Genomic DNA, 17749 nt, shown 5'->3' with positions numbered 1-17749 from the left:
TTACCTCCATGCAATCATTATATTTTCTATCAAATAAAAATTTATTCAAATGTCATTAATCGATAAATCTATGTTATAAAGAAAATATAGTTTATGAATCAAGCAACAATTTCTATGATTTATTTATTAATAATAAATAAAAAAAAGGATGAGGTTTCCTCATCCTTAACACTGTATTATGATTCTTTTTTCTTTAGAATAACAAGCGTAATACCAATAATGATTATTCCTGATCCTACAATTGGAACAAGAAGATTCTCATTCACACCCGTACTTGGTAGTACTGCATCACTTTGTACATTTCCAACACCATCTGGATGATCTTTCTGTATTTCATCGATATTTAAATCAGGCTGTGTCACTTCTGGTTTTGTTACTTCTGGCTCTGTTGGGATCGGTTTTTGTTGTATTTCCCATTGAGCGTAAAATACGATATCGGACTTGATAGTCAATGTGTCTTCACCGTCATAATGATTACCTGAACCATCCGCTTTATCATTCCAACCCATAAATTTATGGTTTGCAAGGATAAGGTCATTTTCATTTCCTAAAACTTTATATACCGTGTTCTCTTCAACTTTCGCTCCGTTTGGTACTACTCCCTGGTCTGCACCATTTGCATCATAGCTTACAGAATACTCAACCGTTGGAATAATGTCTTTCTTCCACTGTGCATAGAATATTGTATCTTCAGTTACCGTAAATAACTCATTAGGTTGAACTGCTTGACCCGTTCCACCTTGTGCAGTATTCCATCCATCGAATGTATATCCTGGTTTCGATAGATTTGGAAGGGTATCGAGAACTGTATAAACTTCGTTTTCTTCAACACGTGTTCCATTAGGAACATCACCACTTAAAGCCCCATTTCCATCATATGATACGGAATAATCCACAATCACAGGATCTTCAGACCAAACAGCAAATAAGTCCTCGTGCCAATCAACCAATTGGCTATCGAGATTCCACATATAACCACTACCCGCAAAATCCATTTCCCATCCTACAAATGTAAATCCAGGACGAACAGGCTCTTCATAATTTTGATCATATGTTAAAAGTTGATCCAAGTAAGATGCCATCGAATAAGTGTTTGAACCATTTTGAAATGTTCCACCTTCTGCATAAAATCCTGCATTAAATCTATTTGATGAATCAAATGTACTCTTAGCAATAAGTCCGGGCTGTTTGTTCACCATTAAGATGTGTGATTGGACTAGGCCTAAATTAACATTATCTACTAATTTAAATCTGACCGTCTCCATAACATCGGCTTCATCATCACAAATCACTGTGTCAATCAAATCAATAACGCCTGTCTCATATTCGAAATAGAGTTCGTATACGATTGGATAAGATAAGGCTGAGGGATTTGTGACCTCGGGGATAAATCCTACCTGGTATGATGGTGATAAAATATTTGAACTATGATTTCCCAAAAGATCCGCTGGACTGTAGTCTGCTTTCACACCACTGCTGATATTCACGACGTTTACCATTAACATCGTTACTAAGACAAAACTTAAAATATGTTTTCTTAAATTTTTCATCTTAATTCTCCTTTATTAGATGTATTCTCAATTTAACATCTGTTAAGAAAATTAAGATTAATATGACACAATCCTGTCAGATTTTGTAATAAACGGACATTTTTTGGCTTTTTTTCATAAAATATTATTACAAATGCGTCGCATTCCTAGATTACGCTTTACCGAATCGAATCTAATTATGATTTGAAAACGTGTTCATACAAACACATTTAATGTTTGACCGCATTCTTCGTAATTCTCAATTAATTCATAAACTTAACATTTTAGTTTTAATACTTTCATCTTTTTTTAATGAAATCTTTGTCCTTACCCTTCAATCTTCTTGATTTTAATGACACGCGATTGATCCTTACAACCCTTCCTGCAAGGAGGCATCGTAAGTAAAATTTTTAATAAAGGCTATTATGAAGACCTTGAATCCATACAATGCGCTTGAGAAGAAGCTGTATTTACTAACTATTGCGGAAAAATACGATATCCTTCACCCACGAGACAAAAAAAACAAACAATGAAATTGTTTGTTTGATTATCATATTGGCTGGGCCACCTGGGATCGAACCAGGGAATGTCACAGTCAAAGTGTGATGCCTTACCGCTTGGCTATGGCCCAATATCTTTCCGTGTTTGCTTGTTTATTATAGCATAACACGTAGGCAATGCAAGGGGTAAAACACATTTTTTTATATAATTCTTAAACTTTTAAACATTACCTTCTAAATGTGATTTTCGTTCACGATTAACAAGCCAAATAACAGCATAATCATCGCACCACATAGTGATATACAATAAGTATCAACATCGGTAAGACAATAAAAAACATATCTGTAGAAACGCTTATCAGCTCCGAACGTTGTTTCTTATGATTACTTTTAGGATGTTTTTTCTCTTTACGACCTAGAATCACATTTCCAAGTCCAACCAAGACTATCCCCAATAAAACTAAAGACGCTAAGAACTCTAACATGGAATAAAATTGAAACGGTAGAACAAAACTTAATCCATAAGTAATTGCGGAAAGAATCAAACCTAATGCTATATAAATCATATTCTTATATTCTTTCATAGTTTCTCCTTATATATATGGGAAAAAGGAGACTGAGTCTCCTTGAATAAAACCTACTTAATAATATTTTCTGAATCAATGTCGAAGAAGTGACCTTTACTTAAGTTCATTGAGAGTTCAACTTCTTGACCTGAGCTATACGCTTCATTAACCCCAAGACGAGAAATAAAGTCTTGTCCGTCGATTGAAGCATGAACCATTGTTTCAGCTCCTAATAACTCTGATACAGAAATCAATGCCTTAACAATTGATTCCGGTTGTGAATCAAGAACCAGTGGTTCATCATGAATATCTTCTGGGCGGATTCCAAAAATAACATCTTTTCCTTCATAACCATTATCTTGAAGGACTTTGTATTTTCCTTCTGGAATTGGTACATTTAGATTTTCACTTGCGATGAAGTGTCCATTTTCAACGCGTCCTTTAAAGAAGTTCATGGCCGGTGATCCGATGAATCCAGCTACGAATACATTATTTGGTGAATTGTAAACTTCTTTTGGCGTTCCGATTTGTTGTACAATTCCCTTTTTCATAATAACAATTCGGTCTGCCATTGTCATCGCTTCGGTTTGGTCATGAGTAACATAGATTGTTGTTGTTTTAAGACGTTGGTGTAATTTCGTAATTTCCGCACGCATTGCTACACGTAATTTCGCATCAAGGTTACTTAATGGCTCATCCATTAAGAATACTTCTGCATCACGAACAATCGCACGTCCAAGTGCAACACGTTGGCGTTCACCACCTGATAGCGCTGCTGGTTTACGATCTAAATAAGTATCCAAGCCTAAAATCTCAGCTGCATTTTTAACCGCCTTATCGATTTCATCTTTTGGTGTCTTACGAATCTTAAGACCAAAAGCCATATTGTCATACACTGTCATATGCGGATATAAAGCGTAGTTTTGGAAAACCATCGCAATATCACGATCTTTAGGTTCGACATCATTTACCAGACGATCTCCAATCCATAATTCACCAGAAGTAATATCTTCTAAACCTGCAATCATTCTTAATGTCGTTGATTTACCACATCCAGATGGCCCAACAAACACAATAAATTCTTGATCTTGAATTTCGAGATTAAAATCAACAACGGTATCGTGATCATTTTTGTCATATCGTTTATAAATACTCTTTAAGCTAATATTTGCCATGTAATTATCCCCTTTTACTTTCTTAAATACATTATAATAAAGCGGTTACAAATATGATATAGTATTGTTGAACAAAGAAATTGTGCAAGGAGACCATATGACATTTAACGACCTACAAAAACTCTATCCCAGTGCTCGGGTAAGCCAAATTAATAATGCTTCCGAATCAGAGTTTGTGCTTTATGATGGATATCAATATTTGATGATTAATGTTTCTGTTCTCAACAAAACAGAGAAAGACTTATTATCCTTAATGTTTAAAGAAAAAGATCAAAAATCAATGTGGTATCAGCATCTTATCAACGGTGAGGCCTTGACGCTTGCATCTACCAAGTCTTATCATTTTATCCATTTTCATGTGAAGTATCTCAATCAAAATCATGACTTGTGGTTGAAAACGTTTAAGCACTTCTTTGAAAACCCATTAGATGCTTTCTATATTAATAATCATTCAGGTCTTGTGGTTTTAGATTCACGACTTTATGACTTAGAATCGCTTAAAGGGTTTATCGCTGCCTTGGATGATGATTTCTCTACAAACACATCCTTATATATAGGTTCCGATCGAATGATGAATGATGACTTGATTGCTTTATTTAAAGAAGAAACGTTGTTATTTCATAAGTCAGGCTACCCGGCACGTATTAATAACTTTTCAAATACTTACCTTCAAGCATATGTAACGCCACATATACGTTCCAGCTCAATTGGTTCCTCCATGCGACAACTCATTTTGTCACAAGATGATATGGTTGAAACAATTATTTGCATGTGGGAACACGAAGGTAATGTAACCTCTTCAGCGCAAGCACTATTTATACACAGAAATACGCTTAACTACCGTATTGATAAATTTCATGAATTGACCGGATTATCATTACGTCATTTGGATGATCTGCTTTTAGCATATCTTCTTGTTCTATAAATTGTTCTTTTTGGTTTCTTTTTAAGCCATTTTCTTTTACTCGTGAACATTTGGTGTATAATAAGTAAATGTATATAGGAGGTAAACTTACAAATGGATTTATTTGAAGGTTTAAAAGAAAAGATTTCCGGAAAAGACATTAAAGTTGTTTTTCCAGAAGGTGTTGATGCACGAATTATCGGTGCTGCAGTACGTTTAGCAGCTGATGGACTTTGTCATCCAATCATCTTAGGTAATAAAGAAGTAATTTTATCGTCAGCACAAGATTTAGGTTTCTTGATGGATAAAGTAGAGATTATCGATCCAGAAACTTACCCTGAAGACAAAAAAGAAGCAATGGTTGATGCCCTTGTGGAACGTCGTAAAGGTAAATTAGCTAAAGAAGATGCTTACGAATGGATTAAAAATGTAAACTACTTTGGAACAATGTTAACGTATATGGGAGATGCTGATGCTATGGTGAGTGGTGCAATTCACTCAACAGGTGATACAGTGCGTCCAGCATTACAAATTATTAAGACAAAACCTGGTGTGAGTCGTACAAGTGGTGCATTTATTATTTTCAAACGTCATGAATCATACTTATTCTCAGATTGCGCCATCAACATCAACCCTAGTTCACAAGAATTAGCAGAAATTGCTGTTGAAAGTGCAAAAACAGCTGAACTCTTTGATATCGACCCAATTGTATCACTCTTAAGTTTCTCAACTAAAGGTTCTGCAAAGAGTGAAGAAGTTGATAAAGTTGTGGAAGCAACACGTATCGCTCAAGAGCTTGCGCCTGAATATCAAATTGATGGAGAATTGCAATTTGATGCATCATTTGTGCCTACAGTTGCTCAATTAAAAGCTCCTGAATCAAGTGTAGCAGGTAATGCCCGTGTATTTATCTTCCCAGATCTTCAATCCGGAAATATTGGATATAAGATTGCACAACGTCTTGGTGGATATGAAGCAATTGGACCAATTCTTCAAGGTCTAAACAAACCAGTATCTGACTTATCACGTGGATGTGTTGAAGAAGATGTTTATAAACTTGCAATTATTACTGCAGCTCAAACATTAATTAAATAATATCGGACACTCTTCGGAGTGTTCTTTTATTTTTGTGGACTCAGATTAAGATAAGAAATACACTATAAATATGCATAATAATGCTTTAAAAAGGGCTTATTGTACCTTTTAAAGAACCTTTTCACATTTAATAAAAACTTTATTCAAATATTTGAAATAAATCGACTTTTAGTGTTGACTATATCAAGAAGCGTATGGTATATTATTAAGGCGTTAAGGAATACAAACAAACGCAACAGACCTGGAGGTTTAGCTCAGTTGGGAGAGCATCTGCCTTACAAGCAGAGGGTCAGCGGTTCGAGCCCGTTAACCTCCACCATATTTGCCGACTTAGCTCAATTGGTAGAGCAACTGATTTGTAATCAGTAGGTTGGGGGTTCAAGTCCTCTAGTCGGCACCATTTTGAATAAGAATGGGGAGATAGCGAAGTGGCTAAACGCGGGTGACTGTAAATCATCTCCTTAGGGTTCGGCGGTTCGAATCCGTCTCTCCCCACCATTCTTTTGTCTCGTTAGCTCAGGTGGTAGAGCAACTGACTTTTAATCAGTGGGTCGTAGGTTCGAGTCCTACACGAGACACCATTCAAAATGCGGGTGTAGTTTAATGGTAAAACTCCAGCCTTCCAAGCTGGCTACGGGAGTTCGATTCTCCTCACCCGCTCCAATTATATAAAACCTAAATCGTTTATTACGATTTTTTTATTTGTCTCATCAGATTTCTAAATTTTTTTAAGAAAAAACATATTTTTTATTCATCTCATATTTACAATTTTGATGATATTTGTTAGAATAACTAAGCAAGCAATCCTTGCGGGTGTAGTTTAATGGTAAAACTCCAGCCTTCCAAGCTGGCTACGGGAGTTCGATTCTCCTCACCCGCTCCAATTATATTTATAACAACCGTATGTACGGTTTTTTTTTGCTGTTTTTTATTCGTTTTGTATATATTCTGATCCAATATCCTCATAGTATTGCTCAGATTCCAGAACTGATTGACTTCATATTTTTCCCTCGTTATGATAAAAGTGCTCAAGATATGTGATCGAAAGCAAAAGCAGAATTCATGTTCTGCTTTTTTTACCTTTAACTTACTTCATATCCAAGTTATAATAGTCGAAAGGAGATTTATATGATACGTATATGTGATGCAATGGATTTGGACGACGCAATAGACTATGCATGGTCTCATCAATCAAATCCTTTAACTCAATCATTTCCAAAATATAAGACAAAATCAGAACTTTCAAAAATCATTAAGAAATCGCTTTGCCTTGCTAAATTCAACGATCATCAGGAAATTGTTGGATTTGGTGCATTCGCAATTGCAGAAGACGATTGCATTATGCAAACCGTAGCAGGTATCTATGCTTCGAATGATTACCAAGCAGTGTTAAGGGCATTTATTGATTATTTAAAAGCTGCGTTCCCAAGCTATCAATTACTTTGCGGTTTTCCAATCTCAAATCAAACCGCTTTAGAGGCTTACGATGATTTCGATGCGAATCTAATCGATGATTGTACTGTAATGACCTTAGATGTCGAACGCATTCCAAAATTGAAGCACGCTACTTTGCATATGGAACCTTTACTTGAATCGAACGAACAGCGATTTAAGCACCATCACGACCAGGTAAACCCCGATATTTTTTGGTCTGCAGATAAAATATTTAGAAATAAGAAACCATGGTTTGTTTTTCTAGAAATGAGTAATCAATCCGTGGTAGGTTCCATCACATTAAAAAAATACAACCATATCTATGCAGAGGTATTTTCGTTTTATTCAAGCATGGAGTCCGCATATGAATTCTTGAACCGTTCTGTAAGGTATTGCGCAGATCAAGGAATCGAAGAAATACTCTTCTTCGTAGATACCGAAAACGCTATCGCCCTTGCTGCCGCTACAGCGAATGGTTTTAGAGAACAAGACCATTATTTTAGTTTTAAGATTTCCCTTTAAAATATTTCCTGGGTGATTTTTAAGAACAAATAAAAACACACGCATTTATTGTGGAGTTGTCAAACAAAAGTAGACATTAATAAAAGACTAGAAACCCTTATCCATTTTATATTGGATAGGGGTTTTGTAATTTAAACAGTAAGCAGGTCTTTCAAAATTGAAATAATGTACATATTCTTCGATAAAATTTTCAAAGTTATCTACGGACCAGTATTGATAATCACACGCCATTTCTGCTTTAATCCATCCATTTAATGATTCGATAATTGGATTATCTGTAGGTGTTCCAGCTCGCGACATAGATCTAATTATGTTATAATTTTCATGCGCTTTAGCGAAAGCTTTAGAGTGGTAGACAGCTCCTTGATCTGTGTGAAGAATCGTGGGAGCTGTTTTTTTATTATCCTTAAGTAGCGCAAGGAGATCCTCGAGACACTTGTAGTAAGGCTTAGGATCACCAGTTGTACGCGATAATGCAGAACTTATAATTTCATTGTTGAAAGTATCAACCATTAAAGTCCATTCATAATTAATCCCTTTGTTTCGAATATGTGTCATATCTGAAACAATAATTTCTAAAGGTTTGGTTGCCTTCCATTGATTCTTTATAATATTAGGATAAATTCGACTTTGTGTTCCAGGTTTTTTATAGGAATAGTGTTTAACTTTTGATTTAATATTTAAAAACTTGCAACACTTGTGGATTAAATTATCGGAAAATTCAATCCCTAAATCACTTTGCTTTCTCATGACTGCAGCGATATCATGATAACCATAACTTGGAAAACGGCGATGCCAGTCTTTAATCACAAAGCTAAGAATCGCTCTTTTTTGTTCATAAATATTGAGATCATCCTTATGCTTTAACCACTTGTAATAACCAGATCGGTTCAAATTCATAAATCTAAGAATGAACGTAATCGGATGTTTAAAAGATAAGTCATGTGCTATTTGGAATTCTTGTCTTTTAAAGTAACGAACTCCTTGTTTACACCAACTCCTTTCACCTGGTACCCTTTTTTTAATCGTGCAATCTCAATATCTCGTTTTAGAATTTCGAGTTGAAGTCGTTCGATCTCAGTTAATGATTTACTCGTATGAAGCGCAGAAAAATGATTTCCTGTCTTTTTCTTGTTTTTTAAACCCTCTTTACCATCGCGCATGAATCGATCAATCCAACCATTAATCGTTCCTTTAGGTATTCCTGTTTCTTGTGATAGTTTCGCAGCACTTATATGTTCATCAATATGACGTGTAACGACTTTAATACGATCCTCATAAGTCCATTTATTATTTAATCCACCTTTGGGTCTTCCCATCATTAATACCTCCGTTTTATCTCTGATTTTATTATTACACAAAAAAAGTAGACAAGTCTTTTTTACTTGTCTACTTTTAGTTTACTACTCCACATTTATTGCGTGTGTTTTTTTGTTAATGTTTTTCCGATAGCACGATGCCACTCTGATAATTTAAGTTGTCGTTTCTCATCATCAATTCTTGAGTCCCACGAAGTATTTTTTGTGCGCACATCAATAAATGCCGCTTTATCTTTAAAAAAACCTGTCTGTAAGCCCGCTAAGAAACAAGCACCAAGGGATGTAGACTCCGACGTAAAGGATCGTTGTACATTCACATTTAAAAGGTCAGCTTGAAATTGCATCAAGAAATTATTGTTTGATGCACCGCCGTCAACTTTAAGGGATGTGATGTTAATGTTTGAGTCTTCTTCCATCGCCTTCATAATATCATAGCTTTGAAAAGCAATTGATTCTAACGCCGCTCGAATGATGTGATTTTTGTTTGTACCTCGGGTCAATCCAAATATGGTCCCTGTTGCATCCATATCCCAATAAGGTGCACCCAAACCAGTGAGTGCAGGAACAAAGTAAACACCCCCGCAATCACGGACTTTTTGGGCGAAGTATTCCACATCAGAGGCATCATCAATAATCCCCAATTCGTCACGCAACCATTGAATCACAGCGCCCGCAATAAACACCGACCCTTCTAAGGCATATTCTATCTTCCCATTTAGCCCAATCGCAATGGTTGTAAGCAAGCCATTCTCACTCTCTACAAATCGTTCTTTTGTGTTCATAAGTAAGAAGCAACCCGTTCCATATGTATTTTTCACATCTCCCGAATTGAAACACGTCTGTCCAAATAAAGCCGCTTGTTGGTCCCCTACAACACTGGAAATTGGAATTTGATACCCTTGAATGTTTGTATAGCCATATAAATGACTGCTGTCAAACACGTGGGGCAGCATGGACCTTGGAATATCCAATGCACTTAAGATGGTGTCATCCCACTCTAAATCCCTTATATTATAGAGCATTGTTCTTGAGGCATTTGTATAATCTGTAGCATGAATTTTGCCTCCCGTGAGATTATAAAGCAGCCATGAATCAACAGTTCCAAATAACAATTCTCCTCGATCTGCTTGTTCCCGCGCCCCTTCAACATGATCAAGAATCCATTTCACTTTAGTTCCTGAAAAATAGGCATCAACAATTAGACCCGTATGTTTTTTAATATAATCTGATAATCCGAGATCTATGAGGTCTTCACAAATTGGAGCGGTACGACGACATTGCCATACTATCGCATTATAGATGGGGCGCCCCGTATTTTTATTCCACACAACCGTTGTTTCACGTTGATTTGTAATTCCAATCGTTTCAATATGCTCGGGTCCAATACCCGCACGTGCTAAAACTTCATTTAAAACACCACTTTGTGTCGCCCAAATTTCCATGGGGTCTTGTTCGACCCACCCTTGTTTGGGATAGATCTGTGTGGTCTCTGTCTGTGCTTTCGCAATAATATTGTATTCTTTATCGAAAATGATGGCACGCGAACTTGTTGTTCCTTGATCTAGTGTAATAATATAGTCCTTCATGATTATCTCCTTACATGATTTTATTATACCATTCTAGTTCTGTTCTTATGTGAGTATTTGTAGGTTAAGGTTATTTTAATCCTCAATATGTGGAGAATAAATCACGTTTTGAATATTTAACCATAATATTTCATTTTTTCACTTTTTTTGCTTTACATTGTTCAGTTTGTTTGTTAATATAGTAAAGCATTAAGGAAGTAATTCGGAGGTTTAGCTCAGTTGGGAGAGCATCTGCCTTACAAGCAGAGGGTCAGCGGTTCGAGCCCGTTAACCTCCACCATTTTTTTTTGCTCAAACTGCCGACTTAGCTCAATTGGTAGAGCAACTGATTTGTAATCAGTAGGTTGGGGGTTCAAGTCCTCTAGTCGGCACCATAATGTCTCGTTAGCTCAGGTGGTAGAGCAACTGACTTTTAATCAGTGGGTCGTAGGTTCGAGTCCTACACGAGACACCATTTAATTTAAAAATATAAGCATCGTTTTCGATGCTTTTTTTGTGCTCACATCTTTCTCCATACAAATAATTTCTACAGAAAGCGATAACATCATGTTTTTTTTACACAATACTTCGGAAAAGTGATAAAATGTATGCAGTTTTATTAAGGAGATTTCTTATGAACATACTTAGTCAATTATTTTTAATCCTTGCATTTTCTTATGCTGGCGAAACACTTACAACCCTCCTTCATCTTCCAGTTCCAGGAAGTATCGTTGGGCTTTTTCTTTTATTCGGTGCACTTCAATTTAAACTTATTAAAGTCAAGCACGTTGAGGAATCTGGTTCGTGGCTTAAAAATAATATGGCATTTCTCTTTGTACCTGCAACGGTTGGAATTATGCCTTACTTTGATATTATTCAAAAATCATGGATAAATATTACGATCATCTTAATTTGTTCGACCTTGATTACCTATATCGTTACAGGTCTCGTCGCAGAGTTTTTAAATAAGAAGGGAGTGCATTAATGATGAATTCACTCTTTAACAATCCTTTATTTGGTCTTGTACTCACTTTCGGTGTTTATTTAGGTTCTCAAACACTCCAAAAAAAGTTTAAGTCCCCGCTATTAAATCCACTTCTTATTACTTCCCTAGCAATTATTGTAATGCTCACGGTATTTGGTATTGACTACGAAAATTATAACCAAGGTGGAAAATTTTTAACAGCGTTAATTGGGCCCGCAACTGTAGCCCTCGCAATTCCCCTTTATAATAATCTTGATCTCCTCAAAAAATATAAAAAATTAGTCTTGATAAGTACGCTAACCGGTGTCATTGTACACGCAGTGTGTATTCTGATTTTATCTCTAGTTTTAAATCTTGATTCTCAAATGATTGCAACTGTTATTCCAAAATCTGTAACGACCGCAATCGCCGCAGATGTTGCGCTGAGTTTAGGTGGTCTTAAGACACTTACAATATGCATTGTGATTGTGACTGGAATCCTTGGTGCCGCACTTGCTCCAATTCTTAATAAGGTCTTTCACATCGATAATCCCTTAGCGCAAGGTCTTGCTTTAGGAACTGCCGCACATGCAGTAGGAACTTCTAAAGCAATTGAGATGGGTGAGTTACAAGGAACAATGGCGACTTTATCTCTCATTCTTACAGGACTTGTTACCGTAGCGTTGAGTCCACTAACATTGAAAATTATAACTGCTATAATATAGTAGAGGTGAATTATGAAACATATTTTATTTGTATGTCTAGGTAATATTTGCCGTTCTCCGATGGCAGAAGGAATTTTTAAAGATTTATATGGAGATAAGTATGTCGTGAAATCAGCAGCAACGAGTTCTTGGGAGCATGGAAATCCGGTCCACCCCGGAACTGCATCGATTTTAGAAGCGATGGGAATTTCCTGTAAGGGTATGACCTCTTCACAAATCACAATTGAAGATTTCTATCACTATGACTATATCATCGGAATGGACAAAAGCAATATCCAAAATCTTTTAAAAATCGCACCCAAAGGTACTGAACACAAGATTCATTTGTTTTTGGATCAAGTTGATGACTTAAAAGGACATGAGGTTCCAGATCCTTATTATACCGGAGATTTCGAAGAGACTAAGGATCTTGTTTTACGAGGTTCACACGCTTGGGATCAATATCTTAGTAAAAAAGAATAAACTTTTGTTTATTCTTTTTTTATGCTTTTAATTAATTCTCCAACTAAGGCAATTATTGGAAAGATAATCCAACCGGGATGCCATAAGTTCATGGTGAAGCCAAGAATAAGGTAAACCATTGACGCTAACCCCATTAGAATTCCCGTTATGTTTTCAAGTCGCTCTTCCCGTTCTAATGTTTCTTTTAAACTTGAAGACTGCGCCTTACTTTTAGCCCACTCATAACGTGTTGTCAGTGCATCAATATGAGTTTTATTAACACCCGCATTAATAAATAATACGACCGCAACTGCGGTAATACTCATAAACACTAAAGGGGCGTACTCGCTAACAAACAAATATTCTTCCAAATACACAACTGAAAACACTGCGATGATACAGAGGGCAACACCCAAAACAATTGAACGAATAAATGAAGGTTGATTGTCTTTTTGGATTTGATCAATTCGTTGATATTGAACTGAGTCCACAATCCCTTTATTCGTAATATCGTCATAGGTTGCATAGATCATGCCATAGTATACAAAGAGGGTTACGCCCACAATCAGAGATAAAAAGAAAATTATTAAATTATTGAAAGACGCTGTTGCGCCTACACCAACCATAATGACCGCAACCCCTAATGAAATCATCATCGCGAATCGCTTAATAAAGTTGAGATATGCTTCAACTCGTGTAGCTTCCAGATAAATATTCACTTCATCATCAGCCATGTTTAAATCTAAGGCCTCTTTCAGTTCATCAATACTGCCAAACTCTCCAATTACCAAACCAATTGCTTCCGACTCTCCTTTTCCTTCTTCAATATACTGATTGAATTTTAATTCCATTGAGTCTGTTATGTTCATTTTTAGTTTTACAACTTCATCTGTTTGTGGCAGTGATTTAAACATCACTTCGATATAATCTAATATTTGATTCATAAGGTGTCCTCCTGATTTTGTGTAAAAATATCAATAATTTCTTTTACGAGATTCCACTCAACACACTTCTCTAGATAGTATTGATTTCCTAAATCTGTAATATGATAGTACGTTCGTTGGCGTCCTTTGGTTTCGTCACCACCGCTGTAAGATTTGATATACCCATTTTTCTCGAGACGCGCAAATGTGGAATAGAGCGTTGTTTCTTTTATTATGTACTTTCGATTGGATAGCTCTTGGATTTTTTGACCAATTTCATATCCATAGGAATCATTTGTGCGTAAGATATAAAGAACAATCGTATCATTGTATCCACGCATTACATCACTACTTAACATTAAACCACCTCTACTTCATCTGTCGTAGTAAATATAACACATCTACTACGACAGGTAAAGTAGTTTTGTGATTTTTGTCCATTCTCCACAAAAAAAACCAACTGCGAATGCAATTGGTCTTGTTTAAAAATCGATGACAACAATTTCAGGTCGAGCAAAGAGACGCATCGGAAGGACATCCACCGTTCCTCCAACACCTGAAGTTATATAGATACTCATATGGTCATCATGGACCATTCCGTAGCGATAGCGCTGTCCATACTCACTATGATTCGCAGCTGGAGCATAGAGACCAAAGAATGTTAGTTGTCCACCATGGAGATGACCCGCTAATGCGATGTCAATATCAGCACCCTTACTGAGTTTGGGTGCATAATCAGGGTTATGTGTAACAAGAAGATTCAGACTGTTATCATACTCAGGAAGTTTTATTTTACCGCGTTTATAGTCATCCACACCAATGATATTCATACCATGAAATCGAACTGTTTCGTTCTTAATCACCTGAACGTCAGCGTATTTCAAACCTTCAAGCGATGTTTCAAGATCACGATAATCATGATTACCAAGAACTCCAATTTTAGGTGCTTCAATTTCTTTTAAGTAATCAAAAATTCGTGTGTTTCTACGATGTTTTTGATGAATATAATCCCCACCAAGAATGACTAAGTCTGGTTCAAGCTGATTTGTTTTATCGACTACGTTTTGGGCTGCATGGTCCAGAAAATTACGGGCGCGATGATCGAATTGAAAATCAGACAGGAAGATAATTCGCTTTCCACGCAATTGTTCGGGAATTTCTTTTTTAATTTTAAAGTCTTTTACATTAATCTGTTTTGTTTTAAGCCAATAGTACTCAATCATTCCATAAACGATCAATACTATGACTAGGATTAAAATAAATAATATTAGTTTAAATACCATACGTTACTCCATTCATAAACTTATCGAAAGTTCGGAAACAAACTATATCATGTTCACTATTCATTGTCATTAATGATACTTGTTGATTTCAAATCCCTTCGTTGATACAGAATTCTCAATCCGTCATTCAGTAAATCAGGATTATAAATAAATTCTTTCATTTGGCTATGGATAAGTTGAGCATACCCGCCCGTAATGATTTTGGTGCATTCCATGCCCAATTCTTTCTCCATCATCATTGCAAGTCCGCTTATTTGAGCTATTAATCCATATGTAATCCCCGATTGAATACAATGCTCTGTATTGGTTCCAATTACATGGACTGGGATGTCCAACGCCACCTCCGGAAGGTGGGGAATATATTGTATTAACGCATCCAGTGATGTTTGTAAACCTGGAATAATTGCACCACCCATAAAGGAACCATCCGCGTCAATCACACTTAATTTTGATGCACTTCCAATATCTGCAATTATCATCGGCGCTCGATATTGTGCATAAGCACCAACAGCCGTCGCAATGAAATCCGCACCTATTTCATGAGGTTTATCTAATTTAACCCTAAAGTTTTTGGTGTTTTCGATTGACACACAATGAATATCACATTGAAACTGTTTTACCAAAACATCCATAATTGCTTGAGTGATACTTGGTACAACACTTGAAAGGACTACAGCATCAACCTTCGTTTCAATCGTTTCAAAAACTGAAGTATAGTATTTAAGTACATCTTTTTTTTCTGTGATTACTCTTTTTTTATAAACACTTTCGTTATCAACATAACCAATTAGAACAGTATTTGAGTTACCAACATCGATTGTTAAGATCATAGCCTTACCTCTTTTCATAATTACCATACACCATTTCATCATATTATTCTATAATTCATGATACAGAAAATCATGTCTGTATCATGTACGTAAGCCCGAAATCTTCTAATTTCATCGGTAAGTCTATGAAGAACAAAGAAATGTTTTTCATCAGTATGATCCGGTATCGCTCACCTTCTTGTGCAACTTGAATTGAGGTGCCTTTGCACATCTCTAAATCCGATGTGTTGATTTTTATACTGTGAAAATGGTTCATTCTCGAAATCACGTGTTCCTTACACAGCGCCAAGTTATTTTGGTTTCGATTCAAATCAACAATACAAAGAAAAAAACACATCGAAAGCATCAGTATTAAGATTTGTAGGTATCCTTCAAGGGCTTGTTTCATTAATTACGTGTTGTCATTGTTTGCCACTGATTAAGTAGTGTGGTTTTGAGCACGTCTTTAAATTCATTCGAAAAGACGATCATCCCCGTAGCAATGACTGTTACCACAAGGACTAAACCATATTCCTCAAAAAATGCTTTTATACAACTCACCCCCCTTCCATAAGTGAGACAACCACAAGTCCCATTAAAAGTAAAAACAATAAGCCTACACAAATTAGTGGAATTAATCCCAGCGCACTCACATGGGTTATTCTTACTTCTTTTTTTTGATTTCGAGAAAACATTAACCAATGATGCGACTCGACAATCATGGCATTGAGCCGTATGGTTGCATCATTGGTTCCTGAGACGCTGACGCGATGAAGCACCTTCATAACCTTTCTCACCTCTAAACTATCATAGTCTTTTAGGAAATTATGATATGGACCAATCGAAGATGGCTGTTCCTCAATACCTTTTACAAGTTCTTTAATCGAGCCGCGCAATGATTTTGGGGCAATGGGATAACTCAACTTAATTGCTTGATAAACCGTATTGTACGCTAAAAGGCACTGCAGTTCTCTTAACCACATTGGAAACTCATAGAGTAACTGCTCAAGTTGTTTTTTATACTGACGATAGACGTTCAAGTAAATCATTCCCTCTAAAAGCAGAAGTATTATGATACCACTCAAAAGAACTTTTCCACCAACTAAAATAAATGGAACAAGTATAAACATGAGGTTCTTATGAAGTTTCATGTACGTTGATGGATTTTCTTGTGTTATCCGTTTAAATCGATGATATCTACGAAGCAACAGCGCATCAAATAAAGGATCTTTGACGGCATGAATAAAGAAAATATAAACGAAACTCACACACATTCTAATCAATACATTCTTCCTCACAAATCCATGATGCCTTCATCCCTTTCATGGTTTCCATCAATACAATTAAAATTACGATAAGAAATCCAGTCACTGTGTATTGGTAAAACAAAGAATGATTAATGGGTACGGTCTCACGTAGCATTCCAATTGAAAGATAAGCAATCCCTACACTCATTACTATAAGAAGCAAAACTTTTAATCGCATTCCCAAAAGTTCTTGATTTAACTTCTCAGTGTATACCTTCCATTGATCGAGATCTTCCTCATAACTAAGAAGTGCGTGATCAAGACCCGCATTTCCATATGTTTCAGCCATCTCCATGATCACCGCAAGGGTCACAACTAAGTAATGTGGAGAGACGCGTTTATAAGCTTGTATCAATGATTCTCCCGAATTTATCGCCTCTAGAATAACTTCGGTATAGCAGTGAAATTCAGGTTCGATGCTTGCAAGGTGTTCTAAGCATGGCAAGGCTTTCTCCCAGTTTCGAAAAAAAGATGCATTCGAACTTAAAAATAGATACAGCGACTCAAAGGCAATTTTCTGATTTTGATAACAGCAAAGAATGTGAAGTTGAAACACACCACAGCATAATGCGAATCCACTTAGGAGTAGAATGAGAGTGGCTTTTAGTTTGAATATCGTCCCTAGATAAATAATCAACGATAATAAAATCGCTCCCATAAGATACAATGTGCACATTTTATCCATGCC

19 protein-coding genes and 10 tRNA genes are annotated in these 17749 nt (G+C 36.2%); 15 read left to right on the top strand and 14 right to left on the bottom strand.

What is annotated here, in order from left to right; all coding sequences use genetic code 11:
- Positions 1-176: 176 nt before the first annotated feature.
- The 4 genes from AAG186_RS01100 to ugpC form a co-directional block, all read right to left on the bottom strand.
- The gene (locus tag AAG186_RS01100) at positions 177-1550 is read right to left on the bottom strand and encodes an InlB B-repeat-containing protein (protein WP_342621842.1); all 1374 of its coding nucleotides are present in this window, start codon (positions 1548-1550) and stop codon (positions 177-179) included.
- Between the two features lie 535 nt (positions 1551-2085).
- Positions 2086-2160, bottom strand: a tRNA-Gln gene (locus tag AAG186_RS01095).
- A 150-nt stretch (positions 2161-2310) separates the two neighbouring features.
- Positions 2311-2613, bottom strand: coding sequence for a hypothetical protein (locus AAG186_RS01090; protein ID WP_125164844.1), 303 nt, complete (start codon positions 2611-2613; stop codon positions 2311-2313).
- 53 nt (positions 2614-2666) lie between these two features.
- Positions 2667-3770 carry a sn-glycerol-3-phosphate ABC transporter ATP-binding protein UgpC gene (gene ugpC, locus AAG186_RS01085; RefSeq protein ID WP_161637116.1) on the bottom strand — a complete coding sequence of 368 codons (1104 nt, stop codon included), beginning with the start codon at positions 3768-3770 and terminating at the stop codon, positions 2667-2669.
- 97 nt (positions 3771-3867) lie between these two features.
- Here ugpC and AAG186_RS01080 point away from each other — a divergent pair, with 97 nt between their 5' ends.
- From AAG186_RS01080 to AAG186_RS01040, 9 genes are all read left to right on the top strand, one after another.
- Positions 3868-4695: a helix-turn-helix domain-containing protein gene (locus AAG186_RS01080; RefSeq protein ID WP_161637118.1), complete on the top strand. Its 828-nt coding sequence runs from the start codon at positions 3868-3870 to the stop codon at positions 4693-4695.
- Between the two features lie 93 nt (positions 4696-4788).
- The gene (gene pta, locus AAG186_RS01075; protein ID WP_125164847.1) at positions 4789-5769 is read left to right on the top strand and encodes a phosphate acetyltransferase; all 981 of its coding nucleotides are present in this window, start codon (positions 4789-4791) and stop codon (positions 5767-5769) included.
- A 243-nt stretch (positions 5770-6012) separates the two neighbouring features.
- Positions 6013-6088 (top strand) — tRNA-Val (locus AAG186_RS01070).
- A 5-nt stretch (positions 6089-6093) separates the two neighbouring features.
- A tRNA-Thr gene (locus AAG186_RS01065) sits at positions 6094-6169 on the top strand.
- Positions 6170-6183: 14 nt separating this feature from the next.
- Positions 6184-6267 (top strand) — tRNA-Tyr (locus AAG186_RS01060).
- A gap of 7 nt (positions 6268-6274) precedes the next feature.
- Positions 6275-6350: transfer RNA gene (locus AAG186_RS01055), tRNA-Lys, on the top strand.
- A gap of 8 nt (positions 6351-6358) precedes the next feature.
- Positions 6359-6432: transfer RNA gene (locus AAG186_RS01050), tRNA-Gly, on the top strand.
- A 146-nt stretch (positions 6433-6578) separates the two neighbouring features.
- Positions 6579-6652 (top strand) — tRNA-Gly (locus AAG186_RS01045).
- 245 nt (positions 6653-6897) lie between these two features.
- Positions 6898-7725, top strand: a complete 828-nt coding sequence (locus AAG186_RS01040; RefSeq protein ID WP_161637119.1) for an acyl-CoA acyltransferase — start codon at positions 6898-6900, stop codon at positions 7723-7725.
- An 87-nt stretch (positions 7726-7812) separates the two neighbouring features.
- Here the strand turns inward: AAG186_RS01040 and AAG186_RS01035 are convergent, their stop codons facing one another.
- The 3 genes from AAG186_RS01035 to glpK all read right to left on the bottom strand — a co-directional run bounded on the left by AAG186_RS01035 (position 7813) and on the right by glpK (position 10630).
- A complete protein-coding gene (locus tag AAG186_RS01035) occupies positions 7813-8676 on the bottom strand; it encodes an IS3 family transposase (RefSeq protein WP_275143506.1) in 864 nt (287 codons plus the stop codon).
- A complete protein-coding gene (locus tag AAG186_RS01030; RefSeq protein WP_181950053.1) occupies positions 8673-9047 on the bottom strand; it encodes a helix-turn-helix domain-containing protein in 375 nt (124 codons plus the stop codon). Before AAG186_RS01030 ends, AAG186_RS01035 begins: the two co-directional genes overlap by 4 nt.
- 92 nt (positions 9048-9139) lie before the next feature.
- The gene (gene glpK, locus AAG186_RS01025; RefSeq protein WP_342621841.1) at positions 9140-10630 is read right to left on the bottom strand and encodes a glycerol kinase GlpK; all 1491 of its coding nucleotides are present in this window, start codon (positions 10628-10630) and stop codon (positions 9140-9142) included.
- 204 nt (positions 10631-10834) lie between these two features.
- Here glpK and AAG186_RS01020 point away from each other — a divergent pair.
- The 6 genes from AAG186_RS01020 to AAG186_RS00995 all read left to right on the top strand — a co-directional run bounded on the left by AAG186_RS01020 (position 10835) and on the right by AAG186_RS00995 (position 12760).
- Positions 10835-10910, top strand: a tRNA-Val gene (locus tag AAG186_RS01020).
- 18 nt (positions 10911-10928) lie between these two features.
- Positions 10929-11004: transfer RNA gene (locus AAG186_RS01015), tRNA-Thr, on the top strand.
- Positions 11005-11008: 4 nt separating this feature from the next.
- Positions 11009-11084 (top strand) — tRNA-Lys (locus AAG186_RS01010).
- Positions 11085-11243: 159 nt separating this feature from the next.
- The gene (locus AAG186_RS01005) at positions 11244-11594 is read left to right on the top strand and encodes a CidA/LrgA family protein (RefSeq protein WP_161637122.1); all 351 of its coding nucleotides are present in this window, start codon (positions 11244-11246) and stop codon (positions 11592-11594) included.
- Positions 11594-12298, top strand: coding sequence for an LrgB family protein (locus AAG186_RS01000; protein WP_342621840.1), 705 nt, complete (start codon positions 11594-11596; stop codon positions 12296-12298). The genes AAG186_RS01005 and AAG186_RS01000 overlap by 1 nt, the downstream gene beginning before the upstream one ends.
- A gap of 12 nt (positions 12299-12310) precedes the next feature.
- The gene (locus AAG186_RS00995; RefSeq protein ID WP_200549140.1) at positions 12311-12760 is read left to right on the top strand and encodes a low molecular weight protein-tyrosine-phosphatase; all 450 of its coding nucleotides are present in this window, start codon (positions 12311-12313) and stop codon (positions 12758-12760) included.
- Between the two features lie 8 nt (positions 12761-12768).
- Here AAG186_RS00995 and AAG186_RS00990 read toward each other — a convergent pair whose 3' ends face one another.
- The 7 genes from AAG186_RS00990 to AAG186_RS00960 form a co-directional block, all read right to left on the bottom strand.
- Entirely contained in the window at positions 12769-13683 is a 915-nt protein-coding gene (locus tag AAG186_RS00990) for a permease prefix domain 1-containing protein (RefSeq protein ID WP_342621839.1), read from the bottom strand.
- Positions 13680-14021, bottom strand: a complete 342-nt coding sequence (locus tag AAG186_RS00985; RefSeq protein ID WP_161637126.1) for a PadR family transcriptional regulator — start codon at positions 14019-14021, stop codon at positions 13680-13682. The genes AAG186_RS00990 and AAG186_RS00985 overlap by 4 nt, the downstream gene beginning before the upstream one ends.
- Before the next feature lie 123 nt (positions 14022-14144).
- Complete coding sequence (locus AAG186_RS00980) at positions 14145-14945, bottom strand: metallophosphoesterase (protein WP_161637128.1); 801 nt, start codon at positions 14943-14945, stop codon at positions 14145-14147.
- A gap of 56 nt (positions 14946-15001) precedes the next feature.
- Complete coding sequence (locus AAG186_RS00975; protein ID WP_342621838.1) at positions 15002-15793, bottom strand: type III pantothenate kinase; 792 nt, start codon at positions 15791-15793, stop codon at positions 15002-15004.
- 369 nt (positions 15794-16162) lie between these two features.
- A complete protein-coding gene (locus AAG186_RS00970; RefSeq protein ID WP_003775800.1) occupies positions 16163-16315 on the bottom strand; it encodes a hypothetical protein in 153 nt (50 codons plus the stop codon).
- Positions 16312-16905: a hypothetical protein gene (locus AAG186_RS00965; protein ID WP_342621837.1), complete on the bottom strand. Its 594-nt coding sequence runs from the start codon at positions 16903-16905 to the stop codon at positions 16312-16314. Before AAG186_RS00965 ends, AAG186_RS00970 begins: the two co-directional genes overlap by 4 nt.
- Positions 16906-17029: 124 nt before the next feature.
- Positions 17030-17746: a beta-carotene 15,15'-monooxygenase gene (locus AAG186_RS00960; protein WP_342621836.1), complete on the bottom strand. Its 717-nt coding sequence runs from the start codon at positions 17744-17746 to the stop codon at positions 17030-17032.
- Between the last annotated feature and the right edge of the window lie 3 nt (positions 17747-17749).

Source organism: Erysipelothrix sp. P66, from assembly GCF_038682365.1.
GTDB lineage: Bacteria > Bacillota_I > Bacilli_A > Erysipelotrichales > Erysipelotrichaceae > Erysipelothrix > Erysipelothrix piscisicarius.
This window is presented reverse-complemented; position numbering and strand designations above follow the sequence as displayed.